This window comes from Actinophytocola algeriensis, assembly GCF_014203735.1.
Classification (GTDB): Bacteria; Actinomycetota; Actinomycetes; order Mycobacteriales; family Pseudonocardiaceae; genus Actinophytocola; species Actinophytocola algeriensis.
On sequence record NZ_JACHJQ010000003.1, the window covers coordinates 1,055,626 to 1,072,055 of the forward strand.

16 protein-coding genes are annotated in these 16,430 nt (G+C 70.7%); 8 read left to right on the forward strand and 8 right to left on the reverse strand.

The features are described 5' to 3' along the window. Positions 1–222: 222 nt before the first annotated feature. Positions 223–867: a response regulator gene (locus FHR82_RS17380; RefSeq protein ID WP_184811397.1), complete on the reverse strand. Its 645-nt coding sequence runs from the start codon at positions 865–867 to the stop codon at positions 223–225. A 222-nt stretch (positions 868–1,089) separates the two neighbouring features. Here FHR82_RS17380 and ectA point away from each other — a divergent pair, with 222 nt between their 5' ends. The 5 genes from ectA (at position 1,090) to FHR82_RS17405 (ending at position 6,374) form a co-directional block, all read left to right on the forward strand. Continuing rightward, complete coding sequence (gene ectA / locus FHR82_RS17385) at positions 1,090–1,578, forward strand: diaminobutyrate acetyltransferase (RefSeq protein ID WP_184811398.1); 489 nt, start codon at positions 1,090–1,092, stop codon at positions 1,576–1,578. A gap of 46 nt (positions 1,579–1,624) precedes the next feature. Further along, positions 1,625–2,875: a diaminobutyrate--2-oxoglutarate transaminase gene (gene ectB / locus FHR82_RS17390; protein ID WP_184811399.1), complete on the forward strand. Its 1,251-nt coding sequence runs from the start codon at positions 1,625–1,627 to the stop codon at positions 2,873–2,875. 13 nt (positions 2,876–2,888) lie between these two features. After that, positions 2,889–3,287 (forward strand): ectoine synthase, encoded by a 399-nt coding sequence (locus FHR82_RS17395; protein WP_184811400.1) that lies wholly within the window; start codon positions 2,889–2,891, stop codon positions 3,285–3,287. Further along, positions 3,284–4,144: a phytanoyl-CoA dioxygenase family protein gene (locus FHR82_RS17400; protein WP_184811401.1), complete on the forward strand. Its 861-nt coding sequence runs from the start codon at positions 3,284–3,286 to the stop codon at positions 4,142–4,144. The genes FHR82_RS17395 and FHR82_RS17400 overlap by 4 nt, the downstream gene beginning before the upstream one ends. Before the next feature lie 109 nt (positions 4,145–4,253). Beyond that, the gene (locus FHR82_RS17405) at positions 4,254–6,374 is read left to right on the forward strand and encodes an AfsR/SARP family transcriptional regulator (RefSeq protein WP_184811402.1); all 2,121 of its coding nucleotides are present in this window, start codon (positions 4,254–4,256) and stop codon (positions 6,372–6,374) included. A gap of 323 nt (positions 6,375–6,697) precedes the next feature. On the opposite strand, the gene FHR82_RS17410 is transcribed toward FHR82_RS17405, so the two are convergent. From FHR82_RS17410 to FHR82_RS17420, 3 genes are all read right to left on the reverse strand, one after another. After that, entirely contained in the window at positions 6,698–7,492 is a 795-nt protein-coding gene (locus FHR82_RS17410) for an SGNH/GDSL hydrolase family protein (RefSeq protein WP_184811403.1), read from the reverse strand. A 121-nt stretch (positions 7,493–7,613) separates the two neighbouring features. Next, positions 7,614–8,864, reverse strand: a complete 1,251-nt coding sequence (locus tag FHR82_RS17415; protein WP_184811404.1) for a serine hydrolase — start codon at positions 8,862–8,864, stop codon at positions 7,614–7,616. Between the two features lie 22 nt (positions 8,865–8,886). After that, positions 8,887–9,438, reverse strand: coding sequence for a DUF3887 domain-containing protein (locus FHR82_RS17420; protein ID WP_184811405.1), 552 nt, complete (start codon positions 9,436–9,438; stop codon positions 8,887–8,889). Between the two features lie 238 nt (positions 9,439–9,676). On the opposite strand from FHR82_RS17420, the gene FHR82_RS17425 reads away from it, so the two are divergent. Further along, positions 9,677–10,387, forward strand: coding sequence for a DUF3159 domain-containing protein (locus FHR82_RS17425; protein ID WP_184811406.1), 711 nt, complete (start codon positions 9,677–9,679; stop codon positions 10,385–10,387). A gap of 108 nt (positions 10,388–10,495) precedes the next feature. Here FHR82_RS17425 and FHR82_RS17430 read toward each other — a convergent pair whose 3' ends face one another. From FHR82_RS17430 to FHR82_RS17440, 3 genes are read right to left on the reverse strand one after another with little or no spacing between them, the layout of a single operon-like run. After that, complete coding sequence (locus tag FHR82_RS17430) at positions 10,496–11,434, reverse strand: N-acetylglucosamine kinase (protein ID WP_184811407.1); 939 nt, start codon at positions 11,432–11,434, stop codon at positions 10,496–10,498. Further along, positions 11,431–11,889: a winged helix-turn-helix transcriptional regulator gene (locus FHR82_RS17435; protein WP_184811408.1), complete on the reverse strand. Its 459-nt coding sequence runs from the start codon at positions 11,887–11,889 to the stop codon at positions 11,431–11,433. Before FHR82_RS17435 ends, FHR82_RS17430 begins: the two co-directional genes overlap by 4 nt. 31 nt (positions 11,890–11,920) lie before the next feature. Next, a complete protein-coding gene (locus tag FHR82_RS17440; protein ID WP_225944043.1) occupies positions 11,921–12,949 on the reverse strand; it encodes an SIS domain-containing protein in 1,029 nt (342 codons plus the stop codon). Positions 12,950–13,135: 186 nt separating this feature from the next. Here FHR82_RS17440 and FHR82_RS17445 point away from each other — a divergent pair, with 186 nt between their 5' ends. Then, a complete protein-coding gene (locus FHR82_RS17445; protein WP_184811409.1) occupies positions 13,136–13,891 on the forward strand; it encodes a GntR family transcriptional regulator in 756 nt (251 codons plus the stop codon). After that, positions 13,888–15,375 carry an MFS transporter gene (locus FHR82_RS17450; RefSeq protein ID WP_184811410.1) on the forward strand — a complete coding sequence of 496 codons (1,488 nt, stop codon included), beginning with the start codon at positions 13,888–13,890 and terminating at the stop codon, positions 15,373–15,375. Before FHR82_RS17445 ends, FHR82_RS17450 begins: the two co-directional genes overlap by 4 nt. A gap of 31 nt (positions 15,376–15,406) precedes the next feature. On the opposite strand, the gene FHR82_RS46150 is transcribed toward FHR82_RS17450, so the two are convergent. Next, positions 15,407–16,366, reverse strand: coding sequence for a threonine ammonia-lyase (locus tag FHR82_RS46150; protein ID WP_184811411.1), 960 nt, complete (start codon positions 16,364–16,366; stop codon positions 15,407–15,409). Positions 16,367–16,430: the final 64 nt, after the last annotated feature.

Here is a 16,430-nt window from a genome sequence, read left to right on the forward strand (position 1 = left end):
GTGGGCTCCCGGTGCCTGCCCCGGCCTGGCCTCCCCGTGCGAGCGCGGGCCCGGCTCGAAGGGCTCGTGCTGCGCACTCGGCTTCGGCAGCGTGGGCAGTCGCGCGTGGCGAAGCCCACAGTCGCGGTCAGGCCGCCCCGTGGGGCGGCCTCCGGCCCCCGGTCACCATTGTCCCAGCCGGTACCGACATGCCGCGTCGCCCGGCGTCGAGTTGTCCACAGTTCACAGGTCGGGCTTGCGCGACTTCAGCTCAGCCGCCAGCACCGCCGCCTGCGTGCGCCGCTGCATGCCCAGCTTCGCCAGGATGTGGGACACGTAGTTCTTGACCGTCTTCTCCGCCAGGAACAGCCTCGCCGCGATCTGGCGGTTCGTCAGGCCCTCGCCGACCAGGTCGAACACCGCCCGCTCCTGGTCGGTCAACCCGGCGAGCGGCCCGTCCGTCTCGCCCTGGCGGATGCGCTTCATCAGCGCCTCCGTGGTCTTGGCGTCCAGAAGGGACTCGCCGGCGCCCACCTTGCGGACCGCGCTGATCAGGTCGTTGCCGACCACCTGCTTCAGCACGAAACCCGACGCGCCGGCCATGATCGCGTTCAGGAGGGCCTCATCGTCCGAGTAGGACGTCAGGATCAGGCAGTGGAGCTCCGGTAACTGTGAGCGAAGGTCCCGGCACAGCTCGACGCCGTTGCCGTCCGGCATGCGCACGTCGAGTACCGCCACGTCCACCTGGTGCGTCGGGATGCGGCGCAGGGCGTCGGACACCGTGGCGGCCTCGCCGACGATCTCCAGGTCCGGCTCGTCCTCGAAGAGGTCGGCAACGCCCCGGCGGACGATCTCGTGGTCGTCGACCAAGAAGATCCTGATGGTCACGACCGGTCCTCACAGGCTTCGAACGGCCGCTCGTGGTCGCCCTGTGTCCGATGGTTCGTTCCGCAAGCTCCACTCACCAGGCGCTATATATCAGATAAATCGCCATGATCGCAACATTACCGTGGACCTTCTCACAGTAAAAATCTTGATTCCGCAGGTGAGCAACAAGCATTGCATTCGTTCATCTGAAGCGGAGAAAATTCTCTGTTACGTTCCTTGAGTATGTCGGAACGAGTCATCGACAGTCCGTCCAAAAAGGACGGAGCGGCAATCTGGCGAATAGCACGTGATTCCGGAAAGCTCGATCTTAACTCGTCCTATGCGTATCTGTTGTGGTGTCACGACTTCGCGGACACCTCGGCGGTGGCACGGGTCGGCGACGACGTGGTGGGCTTCGTCATCGGCTACCTGCGTCCGCAGGCCCCGGACACCGTTGTGGTCTGGCAGGTCGCGGTCGACGCCGGTCAGCGGGGCAGAGGCACCGCGGCCGCCCTGCTCGACGCGCTCGTGCGCAGAACCGGCGCGCGTCGCATGGAGACCACGATCACAACCGACAACGACGCGTCGAACGCGTTGTTCCGTTCACTCGCGGACCGGTGGGGTGCCGAGATGAGCGTGACGGGCGAGTTCGCGGCGCACGAGTTCCCGGATGACCACGAAACCGAAGTCCTCTATCGGATCGGGCCGTTTCGGGACGCGCGCGCAGCCTGACTGTAACGAAAAGACACATAAACCGGGGAAGCAGGTTCAGAGCACAGTGAACGTATTCGAGACCGTCGAGTCCGAGGTGCGCAGCTACTGCCGCGGCTGGCCGGTCGTGTTCGACCGTGCCACCGGAGCGTGGCTGCACGACGAGGACGGCAACGCCTACCTCGACTTCTTCGCAGGCGCGGGGGCGCTGAACTACGGGCACAACAACCCGGTCCTCAAGAAGGCCGTCATCGACTACCTCCAGCGCGACGGCGTCGTCCACGCGCTGGACATGCAGACCGTCGCCAAGCGGGAGTTCCTCGAGACCTTCACCGACGTGATCATGAAGCCGAGAGAGCTCGACTACAAGATCATGTTCCCCGGCCCGGCCGGTGCGAACGCCGTCGAGGCCGCGCTCAAGCTGGCCCGCAAGGTGACCGGCCGCGAGTCGATCATCAACTTCACCAACGCCTTCCACGGCATGACGCTCGGTGCCCTCTCGGTCACCGGCAACTCCATGAAGCGCGGCGGCGCGGGCATCCCGCTGGTCCACGCCACCCCGATGCCGTACGACAACTACCTCGACGGCCAGGTCGAGGACTTCCTGTGGTTCGAGCGGCTGCTCGACGACCCGGGTTCGGGCCTCAACGAGCCCGCCGCGGTGATCGTCGAGACCGTGCAGGGCGAGGGCGGCATCAACGCGGCCCGCGACGAGTGGCTCCGCGGTCTCGCCGACCTGTGCAAGCGCCACAAGATACTGCTGATCGTCGACGACGTGCAGATGGGCTGCGGCCGCACCGGCCCGTTCTTCAGCTTCGAGTCGGCCGGCTTCGAGCCGGACATCGTGTGCCTGTCCAAGTCGATCGGCGCGTTCGGGCTGCCGCTCGCCATGACGCTCCTCAAGCCGGAGCTGGACGTGTGGGAGCCGGGCGAGCACAACGGCACGTTCCGCGGCATCAGCCCCGCGTTCATCGCCGCCTCCGAGGCGATCCGCACCTACTGGACCGACGACAAGCTCGAGAAGAGCACCCTCGCGAAGGGCGAGCAGATCGGCCGCGTCATGAACGAGCTGGCCGAGCAGCACCCCGGCACGCCGATGCGGGCCAAGGGCCGCGGCCTCGCGCGCGGCCTGGCGTTCGACTCCGGTGACATCGCGGGCAAGGTCTGCCGCGCCGCGTTCGAGCGCGGCCTGCTGATGGAGACCTCCGGCCCGGACGGCGAGGTCGCGAAGGCCATGCCGCCGCTCACGATCACCGACGACGAGCTGGCCAAGGGACTCGACCTGCTGTCCGACGCCGTGCACGCGGTGTGCTCGTAGGGGAGGAAGAACCATGATCGTCAGGAACGTCGGGGACCTGGACGACACAGACCGGGACATCAAGACGCCGAACTGGAGAAGCAAACGCGTCGTGCTCGCGAAGGAGGGCGTCGGCTTCTCCGTGCACGAGACCACGCTGTACGCGGGCACGGTCAACGACTTCTGGTACGCCAACCACATCGAGGCGGTGTTCGTCGTCGAGGGCGAGGGCGAGCTGCTGGACAAGGGCACCGGTGAGACCCACCAGCTGCGGCCCGGCAGCCTCTACCTGCTCAACGACCACGACCACCACCAGCTGCGCCCCAGGACGGACATGCGCACGGTCTGCGTGTTCAACCCGCCGGTGACCGGGCGCGAGGTGCACGACGAACACGGTGTCTACCCCCTGATCGTGGAGGAGAAGAGCGCATGACGCTCACCGCCACCGCGGTCGTCGACCGATATCCCACGAGGATCGACGGCGACCCGGAGCTCATCGACCGGACCGACCCCAGCGTGTGGGACTTCACCGGCGCCGGCCCGATCGACCGCGCCACCATGGCCGGGCACCACACGAAGGGGTTCTCGGTCCACCACGACCTGCTGAGCCCGGCAGAGGTGGCCGCGTGCCGCGACGAGCTGGCCAGGCTCGCCACCGACCCGGGGCTCGCGGAAGACGAGCGCGCGGTCCTCACCGACGACGGTGAGGTCCGGATGATCTACGAGGTGCACGCGGTCAGCGAGCTGGTCGCCGAGCTGGTCCGGGACCCGAGGGTGCTGGACCGGGCGCGCCAGATCCTCGGCTCCGACGTGTACATCCACCAGTCCCGCATCGACTACCTGCCGGGCTTCCGAGGCAAGGGCACCTACTGGCACTCGCCGTTCGAGACCTGGCACGCCGAGGACGGCATGCCTGCGCCGAGGGCGGTCAGCGTGTCGATCCCGTTGTCGGGGCAGCAGGAGCTGACCGGTGAGCTGATGGCGATGCCGGGCAGCCACCGCACGTTCGTCCCCACGACGCTCGGCTCCGGCGGGGTGCCGGACAAGGAGCACCTGCGCTCGCTCGGGGCCGCGTACGGCATCGAGCGGTTCACCGACGCGGCGGGCTCGGTGCTGGTGTTCGACGCGAACACCATGCAGGGCTCGGCCGACAACATCACCCCGTTCCCGCAGACCAACATCCACGTCGTGTTCTCCAGCGTGGAGAACCTGCTGTTCGCGCCGTTCGCCGGTGGGCAGCCGAGACCGCCGTACCTGGCGAACCGTGACTGTGAGGCACTGCGCCGCTAGTCCACCCGGGTGACGAGCGCGACGGGGAGGTCGTGCTCGTCACCCCGGGCGTCGTACCTTGTGCAGTACTCCCGGCTTCCTGCGCCGGGGGACAACTGGGGGTGGTCCGATGGCAGCGGAGCATCCGTCCGCCGCACGGTTCTGCCTGCTCGGACCCGTGCAGCTGGTGGTCGGGGAGAGGGCCGTGCCGCTGGGCGGCGCCGGTATGCGTGGCGTGCTCGCCATGCTGCTGCTCGAACCCAACCAGGTGGTGGCGCTGGACCGGATGGTGGACGTCCTGTGGGCCCACGAACCGCCGCCGAGCGCGCGGACGATGGTCCAGGGCTACGTGTCGCGCCTGCGGCAGCGGATCGCGGAAGTCGACGCGGGCGCCCTGATCGTCACCACGCCGCCGGGCTACCGGATGGTCGTCGACGAGTCCATGATCGATGTGACCGTCGCGCGGTCGCTGCTCGCCAAGGCCCGCGAGCAACCCGCCGCGCGCCGCGCCGAGCTGCTGCGCGCGGCGAACGCGCTGTGGCGCGGGCCCGCGCTCGCCGACCTCGGCGGCAGGCTCACCGCGCCGGAGCTCACCGAGCTGCGCCTCGCGATCCTCGAGGCGCTGTACGACGCGCAGCTGGAGCTGGGCCGCCACCGCGAGGTGATCGGCGAGCTGACGCAGCTGATCGATGCGCAGCCGTTCCGCGAGCGGCTGGTTGCCCAGTTGATGCTGGCCCTGTACCGGGCGAACCGCCGCGCCACCGCGCTCGACGTGTACCAGCGCTTCGCGCACAGAGCAGCCCAGGAGCTGGGCATGGACCCCGGCCCGCAGCTGCGTGAGCTGCACGCACGGGTGCTGCGCGACGACTCCGGCCTGCTCGAACCCTCGCCCGACCCGGTGATCACACCGAAGGTCGGCGTGCTGGTGCCAGCGCAGCTGCCGAGGGCGCCGTCCGGTTTCGCCGGTCGCGAGGACGAGCTGGACTGGCTGTCCGGGCTCCTGCCGCCGGGTGAGACCGCGGCGATCGGCGTGCTGGCCGGGCCGGCTGGCGTCGGCAAGACCGCGCTCGCCGTGCTGTGGGCGCACCGCGTCGCGCAGGCGTTCCCGGACGGGCAGCTGTTCGCGAGCATGCGCGGCTTCGACCCGCAGCACGCGCCGGTGCGGGCCGCGGACGTGCTCACCCAGTTCCTGCTCGCGCTCGGCGTCGGGGTGGACGACGTGCCGTTCGAACTGGACGACCGGGCCGCGCTGTACCGGTCGATCCTCGCGGACCGGCGCGTGCTGGTGGTGCTCGACGACGCCCGCGACGCCGAGCAGATCCACCCGCTGCTGCCTGCCGCGTCGTCGTCGTTCGTGCTGGTGACGAGCCGGATCCGGCTCGACGGGCTGGTCGCGCGGACCGGCGCGAAGCTGCTGTCGCTCGGCACGCTCGGGGTCGACGCTGCCGAGCGGCTGATCGAGCACATGGCGGGCACGCCCGCGCACAGCAAGGACCGCGAGCAGCGCCGCAAGCTCGCGCGGCTGTGCGGGCACCTGCCGCTCGCGCTGCGCATCGCGGCCGCCCGGCTCGCCGGTAATCCACAGTGGACAGTCGCGGACCTGGTGGCCGAGCTGGCCGACGAGCGGTCCCGGCTCGGCGCGCTCGACCTGGCGGACGCGGACACGAGCGTGCGTGCCGCACTCGACGTCACCTACCGCAGTCTGCGGCCGGAGCTGGCCGAGACCGTCCGCCACCTCGGGCTGTTCCCCGGCACGCGGATCGGCCCGCACCCGGTCGCCGCGCTGACCGGTGGCGACGTCGACGAGTGCAGGCGCAGGCTCCGCGCGCTCGCCGCCTCGTTCGTCGTCACCGAGACCAGCCGGGACGTTTTCCTCATGCACGACCTGGTGCGTTTGCACGCGTTCGCACTGGCGGAAGCCGAGATGTCCGATGTGGACAGAACGCTCGGACAGCGGCGGCTGCTGCGGTACTACCTGGCCGGCGCGCGGACCGCCCGCGCACTGCTGCGGACCGACGGCGTGGTGCGCACGGAAACCGCGGGCCCGCCGATGGCCACGGCTGAGGACGCCGTCGACTGGATCGACCAGGAGTGGGCGAACCTGCTCGCGGTGGTCGAGACCGGTGCCGACTCCGATAACGAAACGGACGAGGAGGTCGTCGCGCTCGCGCGGCTCGCGGCGGAGTTTTCCGAGGGTACGCGGGCTCTCGGGCCCGCGGCGCTGAGCCGGTTGGTCCGTCTGGTCGTCTAGGTTCCACCCGCGTTTAGCGAACAGTTAGTCAATTCGGGTGATCAAGTGGCAGGCTGCCCGCCGAGTGCTCGACGTCCCGGAGCCTGACATGAGCACTCGGGCGGCACTACCAACGTGGGGGTGTGCTCGCCCAAGCGATCCGGCCGGCGCTGTTGGGGGACAGTGCCGGCCGGACTGTTCCGCCTTCCCGGTATTTAAAAGTGTTGGTCCCGACCCGGCTTCTCCTGCGGGGCCGCACGTGGTTGGTGGCTGGGTGCCGTCACGTTCCCCTGAGGTAACTGCTGATCAGCCCCAGACTTTCGCGCAAGGATCAAGGGCGCGCCCTAGACGCGGGCGCCGCCCTTGCCGCGAGCGGGCAGGGCGAGCGGCGACAGTTCCGGGCGCTTGGGCACGAGCCCGTCTCCCATGGACTCACCGCGCAGGTGCCTGCGCACCCACGGCAGCAGGTGCGTGCGGGTCCACGCGAGGTCGGCCTGGCGGGACCGCAGCCACGGCGTCGGTTCGACCGGCGGCCACGGCTCCCGCCACTCCTCGGTCACCGGCACGTCGAGCACCTCGGCGGTACGCAGCGCGATGCGGCGGTGGCCCTCCGGGGAGAAGTGCAGCCGGTCGTCGCTCCAGGCGCGGACGTCCACGAGGGGCTTCATGGCCCACAGGTCGACGAGCATGGCGCCGTGCCGGTCGGCGATGCCCCGCAGGTTCGCGTTGTAGATCGCGACCTTGGGCCGCACCCGCCGCACCACCGGCTGGTCGCGCGGGTCGGGACCGGTGAACATGACGACCTCGCAGCCGGCGGCACGCAAGGCCTTCACGGCCTGCTCGTACTCCTCCGCCAGCGCGTCGACGTCGCAGCCGGGCACGATCAGGTCGTTGCCGCCTCCGCAGATCGTCACCAGGTCGGGCTTCACCTCGACCGCGATCGGCACCTGCTCCTCGATGATCTCCCTCAGCATCTTCCCCCGAAGTGCCAGGTTCGCGTAGCGGAAACCCGGGTTGCGCTCGGCGAGCGTCGCGGCCAGGCGGTCGGCCCACCCCACGTAGCTGCCGTCCGGTGCCTCGTCACTCAAACCTTCGGTAAAGCTGTCCCCAACGGCAACCCAGCTGTTCCATGTCCGCACGGCGACCACCCCTCCCTAGTGCGCGCCCCCGTTTATATCTCCTAATCCGCCAGGATGCCGCCTAATTCCCGACTTCCGCCACCGTCGGTTTGCCGTGTTCGCCACCGGCTGCACAGCGTGATCAGGGGGTTGCCAGTTCGATGCCGCCGCGTACCAGCGCGAGCGCCTCGACCGCGGCCGCCGGGGCGAGCGCTTTGTCCGGGTCGGACAGCATCACGGTGGCGACGACCGTGCGGCCGTCGTCGGTGCGTGCCAGGTGATTCAACACCAGAAGACCCGGTTCGGACCCGCCTTTGAACCAGATCTCCGGGTACTCCGTTCGGTCCAGCCCGATACCGGCGTCCTCAATCGACATCGCCTCGTCGATGCGCGGGCTGTGTGCCGCGTCGAGGCTCGCCAGCACGCGGCACATGTCGTTCGCGGAGCCGAACCACTCGATCGAATCGAGGTTCCTCGGTTCGGTCCACGGCTGGATGGCGGTGCGGGGCACGGCCGCGAGCGCAGGCCGCAGCGCGGGACGCAACGGGCGGGGGAGCGACAGGTAGGTGTTCGCGAGCTTCGGGTACCGGAAACCCTTGAGGACGAACAGTTCCCGCGTGGTGAGGAGCGCGTCGTTGCGCGGGTCGCGGTTGCCGGTCGCCGCCATCTGCCTGCGCACCGCGTCGCGGCCGACGTGGTGGACCAGGTGGTCGGTGGCCGTGTTGTCGCTAATCGAGATCATCAGGTCGGCGTGCTGCCGCAGCGTGACGTCCGTGCCCGCGGGACGGTCCTGCAGCACGCCGGTCGGGAGGCTCTTCCACTCCTCGCGGATCGGCAGGTTCGTGCTCCAGTCGGTCGTCGTGCGTTCCAGCGCGCCGAGGACGTAGAGCTTGAAGGCGGAGCCGAGCGGGTTCCTCCGGTCGGCGTCGACCTCGTGCACCGGCGTGCATCCGTTGTCCACCAACGAGGACGCGTACGACACCCGCGGCGCGAGGGCCCTGAGCCGACTGTCCAGTTCGGACCAGTCGGCCGGCGAGGGCGCGTACGGGCGCAACCAGAGCCCGTCGATGAGGCCGGTGGCGTCGGTGTGCACCTCGACGAGGAGCCGCTCGTCCACCACCGCGGTCACGGCGTTCGCCGTGCTCTCCACCGTGCGGGACCCGGTCATCGGCGCGACGCCGGCGAGGGTCTCGTTGAACCCGGGCGCCCCGCCGATGGCGTCGAGCATCGGTGCGGCGATGTGCTGGCGCAGCTCGGCCTCCGCCGCGGGCAGCCGCTGTGAGATCGCCAACAACCAGGCCAGTTCGCGCTCCGCCGGCCTCGTGTCCGCGGCCGCATTGGCCGTCGGCGTGACGAGTGCGAGCAGCACGAAAACAATCAGGAGCCTGCGCACGTGTTCCTCCCGGTCGGGTCGGTCAGGCCGGGAGGAGGAACAGACCGCCGACCGAGCCGTCGTCGCCGAACGACACGCGACCGGTCAGCTCGCCGGCCTCGCAGTACAGCGGCACGTTGACCACCGTGTACTCGCCGAGCCGCAACGCGATCGGCGCGCCCATCCGCTCGTACGCGCCGATCATGCCGACGACCTGCGTCCACACCTCGACGATCTGGTCGGTGGTCAGCTCGGCCGCCATCCGCGCGTCGAAGTCGCGCCGGACGTCGGCCCACCGGCCGGCCACCAGGTCGGCGAGCAGGGCGACCGCCCGCTCGGCCGCGCCCGGCAGCAGGTCGGTGTGCCGGTCCATGTCCTCTCCCGTCCGCGGGTCGACCGGGCGGCCGAAACGCTGGAAGGCCGCCTGGCGGGACGTGCCGAGCACGTCACCGATCTCCTGCCAGGTGTGGCCCCGCGCCCGTGCCCCGTCGACGGCGCGCCGCAACGCCTCGTCGGCGTCGCGTGCCTTTTCCCGGGCCTCGGCGACTGCCGTGAGCCCGTCGTCAACGTAACCTTGACGCGCGGTGGACGTCAAGGTCGGTTTGACGCGGTGTCGTCGGGCGGCGCTGCGGCAGGTGGCGTCGCAGTACCGCTTGCGGCGACCTCTCCCTTGTTGTTTCGGGAGTTCTCGCCCGCAGTTGAGGCAGGTGTGGTTCTCGTCGACGTTGGCCATCTTTGTTTCCGTGCCGCGTTGTGATGCCACGTAATTCTAAAACGTGCTGTCAAGTGAGGTTAGGCTGCCTTGGCGATCGGCGATGAGGCAGGCTTGACGTGTGACCGACCAGCCGACCGACACCCGCGAGCTGCCGCTGCGCGAGCTGCTGGGCGGGCGCCGGGGAGCGCTGGACGCGAGCATCCCGCCCGCGGTGTTCGTCGTCGCCTGGCTGGTGAGCGGCCGGTCCATCGGCTGGGGCGCAGCGGCGGCGATCACGGCGGGCGTCGGGGTCGGCATCTGGCGCCTGGCGCGCGGCAGGCGGGTGACGGCGTCGGTGGCGAGCGTGGCGGCGGTGTCGCTGGCGGCGTTCGTGGCGCTGCAGACCGGGCGCGCGGAGGACTTCTTCCTGATCCAGCTGCTGTCGAACGTGGCGAGCGCGCTGGCGTGGGCCCTGAGCATTCTGATCCGCTGGCCGCTGCTGGGCGTGGTGGTCGGCCTCGTGCTCGGGCAGAAGACACGGTGGCGGCGCGACCCTGACCTGGTGCGCGCGTACGGCAACGCGAGCTGGGTGTGGGTGCTCGGCCAGTACACGGTGCGCGTGGTGGTGTTCGGCGTGCTGTGGTGGTCGGGCTGGGTGGTGGCACTGGGCGTGGCGCGGGTGGTGCTGAGCTGGCCACTGGTGGCGGCGACGCTGGCGGTGAGTGCCGTGGTGCTGCGCAGGTCACTGCCGGAAGGACACCCTGGGCTGCGCCATCCGCGCATGGCGGGCCGGCCTCCGGCCCCCGATCACCAGCCTACGGCCGACCCCCGACAAACCGGGGCGTCGTAGCCCGGGGCTGTGGACAAGTGGCCGGCCTGTGGACAACCGCCTCGCGAGTGCCCGGAACTGTCGGTGCCGTGCCGTAGCGTGGTTCGAGGGGGCCGGCGGCCACGCCGCTCACACGATCGGGCGAGGCGCCTCCGGTCCCCACGCTTCCAGGGCGGCCAGCCACGCGGCGCCCACCGCACCGTCAGGCGCGAACAACACCTCGCCCGTCAGCCGTTCCCGCAACGCCGCCCCCACCGGGCTCGCCGGCCCGATCACGCTCCCCGCCAGCACCACCGGCGTCGTCTCGCCGGACCGTCGCGCCAGGTGCGCCTGCTCGGCGAGCAACCCGGCCGCCTCCGCCACGATGGCCGCCGCCACCGGGTCGGTCGGCGCTGACGAGCTCACCAGCGACGCGAACCGCGCCAGCCGGATCGGGGCCTCCGAGTTCGCCGCCGTGATCAGCTTGCTCAGCGCGAGCCGGCGCCCCGGCGCGTCGTCGGCGAAACTTCCGATCGCCTCGGTCAGCACCGCCGTCGCCAGCGGGCCGATCGCCTCGGTGCTCTGCAGCACGGACAGTGTGGACCGCACCGCCGCGCGGCCGATCCAGTACGCCGAACCCTCGTCACCGAGCAGCCAGCCCCAGCCGCCGCGCCAGGATTCCTTGCGGCGCGCCACGATCCGGGCCGCCACCGAGCCGGTCCCGCCGATGACCACGGTCCCGTCCAGCGACGACGTGGCCGACGCGAACGCCACCTCCGCGTCCGACACCACGTCGATCCGGCACCCGACGCCCACCTGCCGCAGCGCGGTCTCGAACACCGCCACCACCGTCTTGTCGGTGAACTTGCTCTCACCCGCCAGCCCCAGCATGCAGCCCACGACGACCGCGCCGTCCGGCACCGCGGCGGCCACCGCCTCGGCGACCCGCTTCGCCGCGTGGGCGGGCGGGTGCGAGTTCGGGTTGCCGCCACCGGACGAGCCACGCCCGGCGAGCCGCCCGTCGGCGTGCACCGCGAGCGCCCGGCTCGACGTGCCACCGATGTCAACACCGACCGCCACGTCCGTCACAGCGCCACCCGCCCCGGTCCCGGTTCCATGGTCACCCTGTCCGCCGACATCTCGCCGCCGCACTTCGCGCAGCTCACCGCCGCGGTGCTCGCCGTGTCGCAGTCGTGGTGGCGCAGCAGCGTCGGCGGGCCCACCGGGTCGGCCAGCCACTGGTCGCCCCAGCGGATCATCGCCGCCAGCACGGGGAAGAAGTCCGCGCCCATCTCGGTCAGCGGGTACTCGTACCTGGCGGGCCGCTCCTGGTAGCGGACGCGGTCGAGCAGCCCGGCGCCGGTGAGCCGGTCCAGCCGCTCGGTCAGCGTGTTCCGCGCGATGCCCAGTTCGGCCTGGAACCGGTCGAACCTCCGCACGCCGTTGAACGCCTCACGCAACACCAGCAGTGTCCACTGATCCCCCAGCAGGTCCATGGTTCTTGCGATGGAACACGGCCAGCGGGCGAACGACGTCCTTCGCACGGGAGAAGTCTAGGGGTCCGACGGGCGAGGACTACAGAGTGCGAGTGACCTTGTTCAGCCCGCGAGGGTTGTCGGGGTCCCCGCCGCGCGCCAGCGCCAGGGCCAGCGCCAGGCGCTGCAAGGGCAGGATCTCCAGGATCGGGGCGACCTCCTCGGCCGTCTCCGGGACCTGGATGCGCAGGTCAGCGGACACGTCCGCGGCTGCCGAGCCCACCGCGAGGACCGAAGCGCCGCGCCCGTGCACCGTCGACACCACGTCCCGCATGGCCGCGCCGCCGTGGCCCGTGCTGGTCACGGCCACCACGCCGGTGCGGTCGTCGATGGCGGCGACCGGGCCGTGCAGCAGGTCCGCGCCGCTGTAGGAACGGGCGCCGAGGTAGCTGGTCTCCGCCAGCTTCAGCGCTGCCTCCGCCGCCGTGGCCGAGGAGTAACCGCGACCGGTCGTGACCACCCGGTCGATGTCGCGGAACCGCGCCACCGCGTCCTCGATCGGGGCCGCGAGGGCGGTCGCGGACAGCTCTCCGATGCCCGCGACCGCCTCCCCCGAGCCCCCTCGGACCGCGTCCACGAGCAGGTAGAGCGACAGCAGGGTCGCCGTGTACGTCTTCGTGGCCGCGACGGCGAGTTCCTCGCCCGCCTTGATGTCGACCGAGAGTTCCGCCGCGTCCGACAGCGGCGACGACGGGGTGTTCGTCACGGCGACCGTGAGGGCGCCCTGGGCGCGGGCCGCTTCGGTCGCCGCCACCAGATCGGGTGAACCGCCGCTCTGGCTCACCGACAGGTACAGGACGTCGGTGAAGTCCGGGCGCGCGCCGTACAGCGTGGTGGTCGACGGCGACACCAGGCCGGCGGGCAGCTGGAGCAGCACCTCGATCAGGTACTTCGCGTACAGCGCGGCGTGGTCGCTCGACCCGCGCGCGGCCAGCAGCGCGAACCGCGGCCTTCTCCCGGCGATCAACCGAGCCACCGCCGCCACGTCCGAACGCCGCGCCACCAGCGAGTCGAACACCGCCGGTTGCTCGGCGACCTCCTCGGCCATCCGGGCACCTGCTGCCGCCATCGCCCCTCCAGACTGTCAACAGAGCCATTAAGGTCTAGACCAATGATGGTAGCGCTGTAGGGTGTGCGTTCGCCACGGGTGTCACGGTATTCCTGACGGTGTTCGTGAAAAAGCGCGGTGCGGCGTGATCGCGTCGGCGGCCTGGGGAAGGCATGCTGTAGCAGGGAAGTCGTTGGAGGAGGAGCCATGCTCGAAACGTCGGCCGCGCAGGAGCCCGACGCCGGTACCCGCGCGATGCGCGAACCGAAGTACTGGGGTCTGAAAAGGCACCTGCTCGACCTGCTCGCCTCCCTGCCGCCGGGATCGCCGATCCCCACCGAGCGTTCGCTCGCCGCCGAGTTCGATGTGTCGCGCACCACTGTGCGCCAGGCTCTTGCTGACCTGACAGTGGAAGGGCGACTACTGCGCGTGCAGGGCAAGGGCACGTTCGCGGCGGAACCCAAGGTGGCACAGCGGTTGCAGCTGTCTTCGTACACAGAGGACATGCGGGCACAGGGCCGTGAGCCGTCGTCGCAGCTGATAGACATCTCGGAGATCCCCGCGGAAAACGAGCTGACCACATTGCTCGGCGTCCGCTCCGGCGCGAAGGTCCTGCGCATGCAGCGCCTGCGCCTCGCCGACGGTGAGCCGATGGCGCTCGAGACCACGCACCTGCCGCTCGGCAGGTTCCGCGGCCTGCGCAAGTACCTGACCCCGGGCGGCTCGCTCTACCAGGTGCTGCGCGACCGGTTCGACGTCGAGATGGGCCACGCGGAGGAGACGATAGAGACCGCGCTCGCAGGCCCGCACGAGGCGGAGCTGCTCGGCGCCGACGTCGGCATGCCGATGCTGCTGCTGTCCCGCCACTCGTTCGACACCGCGGAGCGGCCCGTGGAGTGGGTGCGCTCGGTCTACCGAGGCGACCGGTACAAGTTCGTCGCCGAGCTGAACCGGCCCTCATGACGCTTGGTGAGGTCCGCTGGGGGAGTCCGGGCGCCAGAGGGATCCTCGCCGCGACGATCCTCGGCTCGGGCATGGCGTTCCTCGACGGCACGGTCGTCAACATCGCGCTGCCCCACATCGGCACCGAGTTCGGCGCGGGTGTCGCGGGCCTGCAGTGGATCATCAACGGTTACCTGCTGACGCTCGCCGCGCTGATCCTGGTGGCCGGCTCGCTGGGTGACCGGTACGGCCGCCGCCGCGTCTACCTCGTCGGCGTCGCGTGGTTCGCCGTGTCGTCGCTGCTCTGCGGGGTGGCGTTCAACACGGAGATGCTGGTCGCCGCGCGGATCCTGCAGGGCATCGGCGGCGCGCTGCTCACGCCGGGCGCGCTCGCGATCATCCAGTCGGCGTTCCACCGGGAGGACCGGGCGCGGGCGATCGGCGCGTGGTCCGGGCTCGGTGGCATCGCGGGCGCGGTCGGTCCGCTGGTCGGCGGGCTGCTCGTGCAGGCGTGGTCGTGGCGGCTCGCGTTCCTGATCAACCTGCCGCTCGGGCTGGCCGTGATCTGGCTGACCAGGAAGTACGTGCCCGAGTCCGGGGACACCTCGATGACCGGGCACCCCGACGTGTGGGGCTCCGTGCTCGGCGCGCTCGGCCTCGCCGGGGTCACGACGGCGCTGGTGGAGGGGCCGGGGCGGGGGCTGGCCGACCCGCTCGTGGCCGTCGGCGCGGTGGTCGGCGTGGCCGGGCTGGTGGCGTTCGTGGTGCTGCAGATGCGGCAGCGGAACCCGCTCGTGCCGCCGGACATCTTCGCGAACCGGACGTTCGTCGTCGCGAACCTGCTGACGTTCGTGGTGTACGCGGCGCTCGGCGGCGTGATGATGCTGTTCGTCCTGCAGCTGCAGGTCTCACTCGGCTACTCGCCGACCTTCGCCGGCCTAGCCAGCGTGCCCATCTCGGTGATCATGCTCGTGCTGTCGGCGCGGTCCGGGAAGCTCGCGCAGCGGTACGGGCCACGGCCGTTCCTGGTGGCCGGGCCGATCGTGATCGCGCTGGCCATGGTCATGTACACCCGGGTCACGCCGGGCGCGTCGTACCTGCTCACGGTGCTGCCCGCGGTGGTCGTGTTCGGGCTCGGGCTGACCGCGGTGGTCGCGCCGGTGACCGCCACCGTGCTGGCCTCGGCCGAGGACCGGCACGCCGGGGTGGCGTCGGGGGTGAACAACGCGATCGCGCGGACCGGCGGCCTGCTGGCGGTGGCGATCCTGCCCGCCGCCGCGGGGCTGACCGGCGAGTCGTACGCCGACCCGGACGCGATGACGGCGGGCTGGCAGATGGCGATGTGGCTGTGCGCCGGGCTGTGCGCGGTCGGCGGCGTGCTGGCGCTGTGGGTGCGCAACGACGTGCTCGCCCCGGCTCCGGAGCCCGTAGCCGAGCTGCCGGAGCCGGGGGAGTGCTTCAGCTGCGGGGTGACGAGCCCGCCGACGCACATGCGGACCCACTGACCCGGCCCGCGCAATGCCCTGAAAGCGTCTTTCAGGGCATGAGGATCTCCGCGAGCAGAGCCGGGTCGATGTTGCCGCCGGACAGGACCGCCACGGTCTTGCCCTTGGGCAGGTCCGCGTGCAGGTAGGCGGCGGTGGTCACCGCGCCGCTCGGCTCGGCGATCACCTGTGACCTGGTGGCCAGCAGGCCGATCGCGTCCCTGATCTGGTCCTCGGTCACGGTGACCACGTCGTCGACGAACTTGCGGACGTGCGCGAACGTCAGCTCCGACGGCGTGGAGCGCAGCCCGTCGGCGATGGTCCGCGCGCGGTCTTCGGTCGACCAGTCCGGACGCTGACCGGTGCGGAAGCCCTCCGCGGTGTCGCCGGCCAGCTCCGGTTCGACGCCGATGACCTTCGCGTGCGGTGCCTTCGCCTTGATCGCGGCGGCCACGCCGGAGATCAGGCCCGCGCCGCTCACCGGCACGAGCACCACCTCGACGTCCGGCAGGTCGGCGGCGATCTCCAGCCCGATGGTGCCCTGGCCCGCGATGACGTCCGGGTGGTCGAACGGCGGGATCAGCGTGCCGCCGCCTTTCGCTACGACCTCCTCGGCCGCCGACTCGCGGTCCTCGGGCGGTACGATCAGCACTTCCGCGCCGTGGCGGCGGGTCGCGTCGACCTTGACCCCCGGCGTGTTCGTGGTCACCACGATCGTCGCCGGGATGCCGTAGGTCCTGGCGACGTACGCCACGGCCTGCGCGTGGTTCCCGCTCGAATAAGCGACCACACCGCGGGTACGCACCTCGTCGGGCAGCCGCCCGATGGCGTTGGCCGCGCCGCGGATCTTGAACGCGCCGATGGGTTGCAGCTGCTCCGGTTTGAGCCACAGGGGACGGTCGGCGCCGACGTCGTAGGAGGCCCAAAGGCAAGGCAGCAAAGGAGTTCGCACGATCCGGTCGCCGATGCGCGCGGCGGCCGCCTCGATGTCATCGATGGTGATCAGTTGCACCACACAAGTATGCACTGTCCACAATGGACTGTGGTGGTGCTCACCATCGGCCAACCGGGGGAGT

Coding starts and splice junctions, on each gene's coding strand:
- FHR82_RS17450 (WP_184811410.1), top strand. CDS start 13,888: ATGACGCTTGGTGAGGTCCGCTGGGGGAGTCCGGGCGCCAGAGGGATC.
- FHR82_RS17400 (WP_184811401.1), top strand. CDS start 3,284: ATGACGCTCACCGCCACCGCGGTCGTCGACCGATATCCCACGAGGATC.
- ectA (WP_184811398.1), top strand. CDS start 1,090: ATGTCGGAACGAGTCATCGACAGTCCGTCCAAAAAGGACGGAGCGGCA.
- FHR82_RS17445 (WP_184811409.1), top strand. CDS start 13,136: ATGCTCGAAACGTCGGCCGCGCAGGAGCCCGACGCCGGTACCCGCGCG.
- FHR82_RS17395 (WP_184811400.1), top strand. CDS start 2,889: ATGATCGTCAGGAACGTCGGGGACCTGGACGACACAGACCGGGACATC.
- FHR82_RS17405 (WP_184811402.1), top strand. CDS start 4,254: ATGGCAGCGGAGCATCCGTCCGCCGCACGGTTCTGCCTGCTCGGACCC.
- FHR82_RS17440 (WP_225944043.1), bottom strand. CDS start 12,949: ATGGCGGCAGCAGGTGCCCGGATGGCCGAGGAGGTCGCCGAGCAACCG.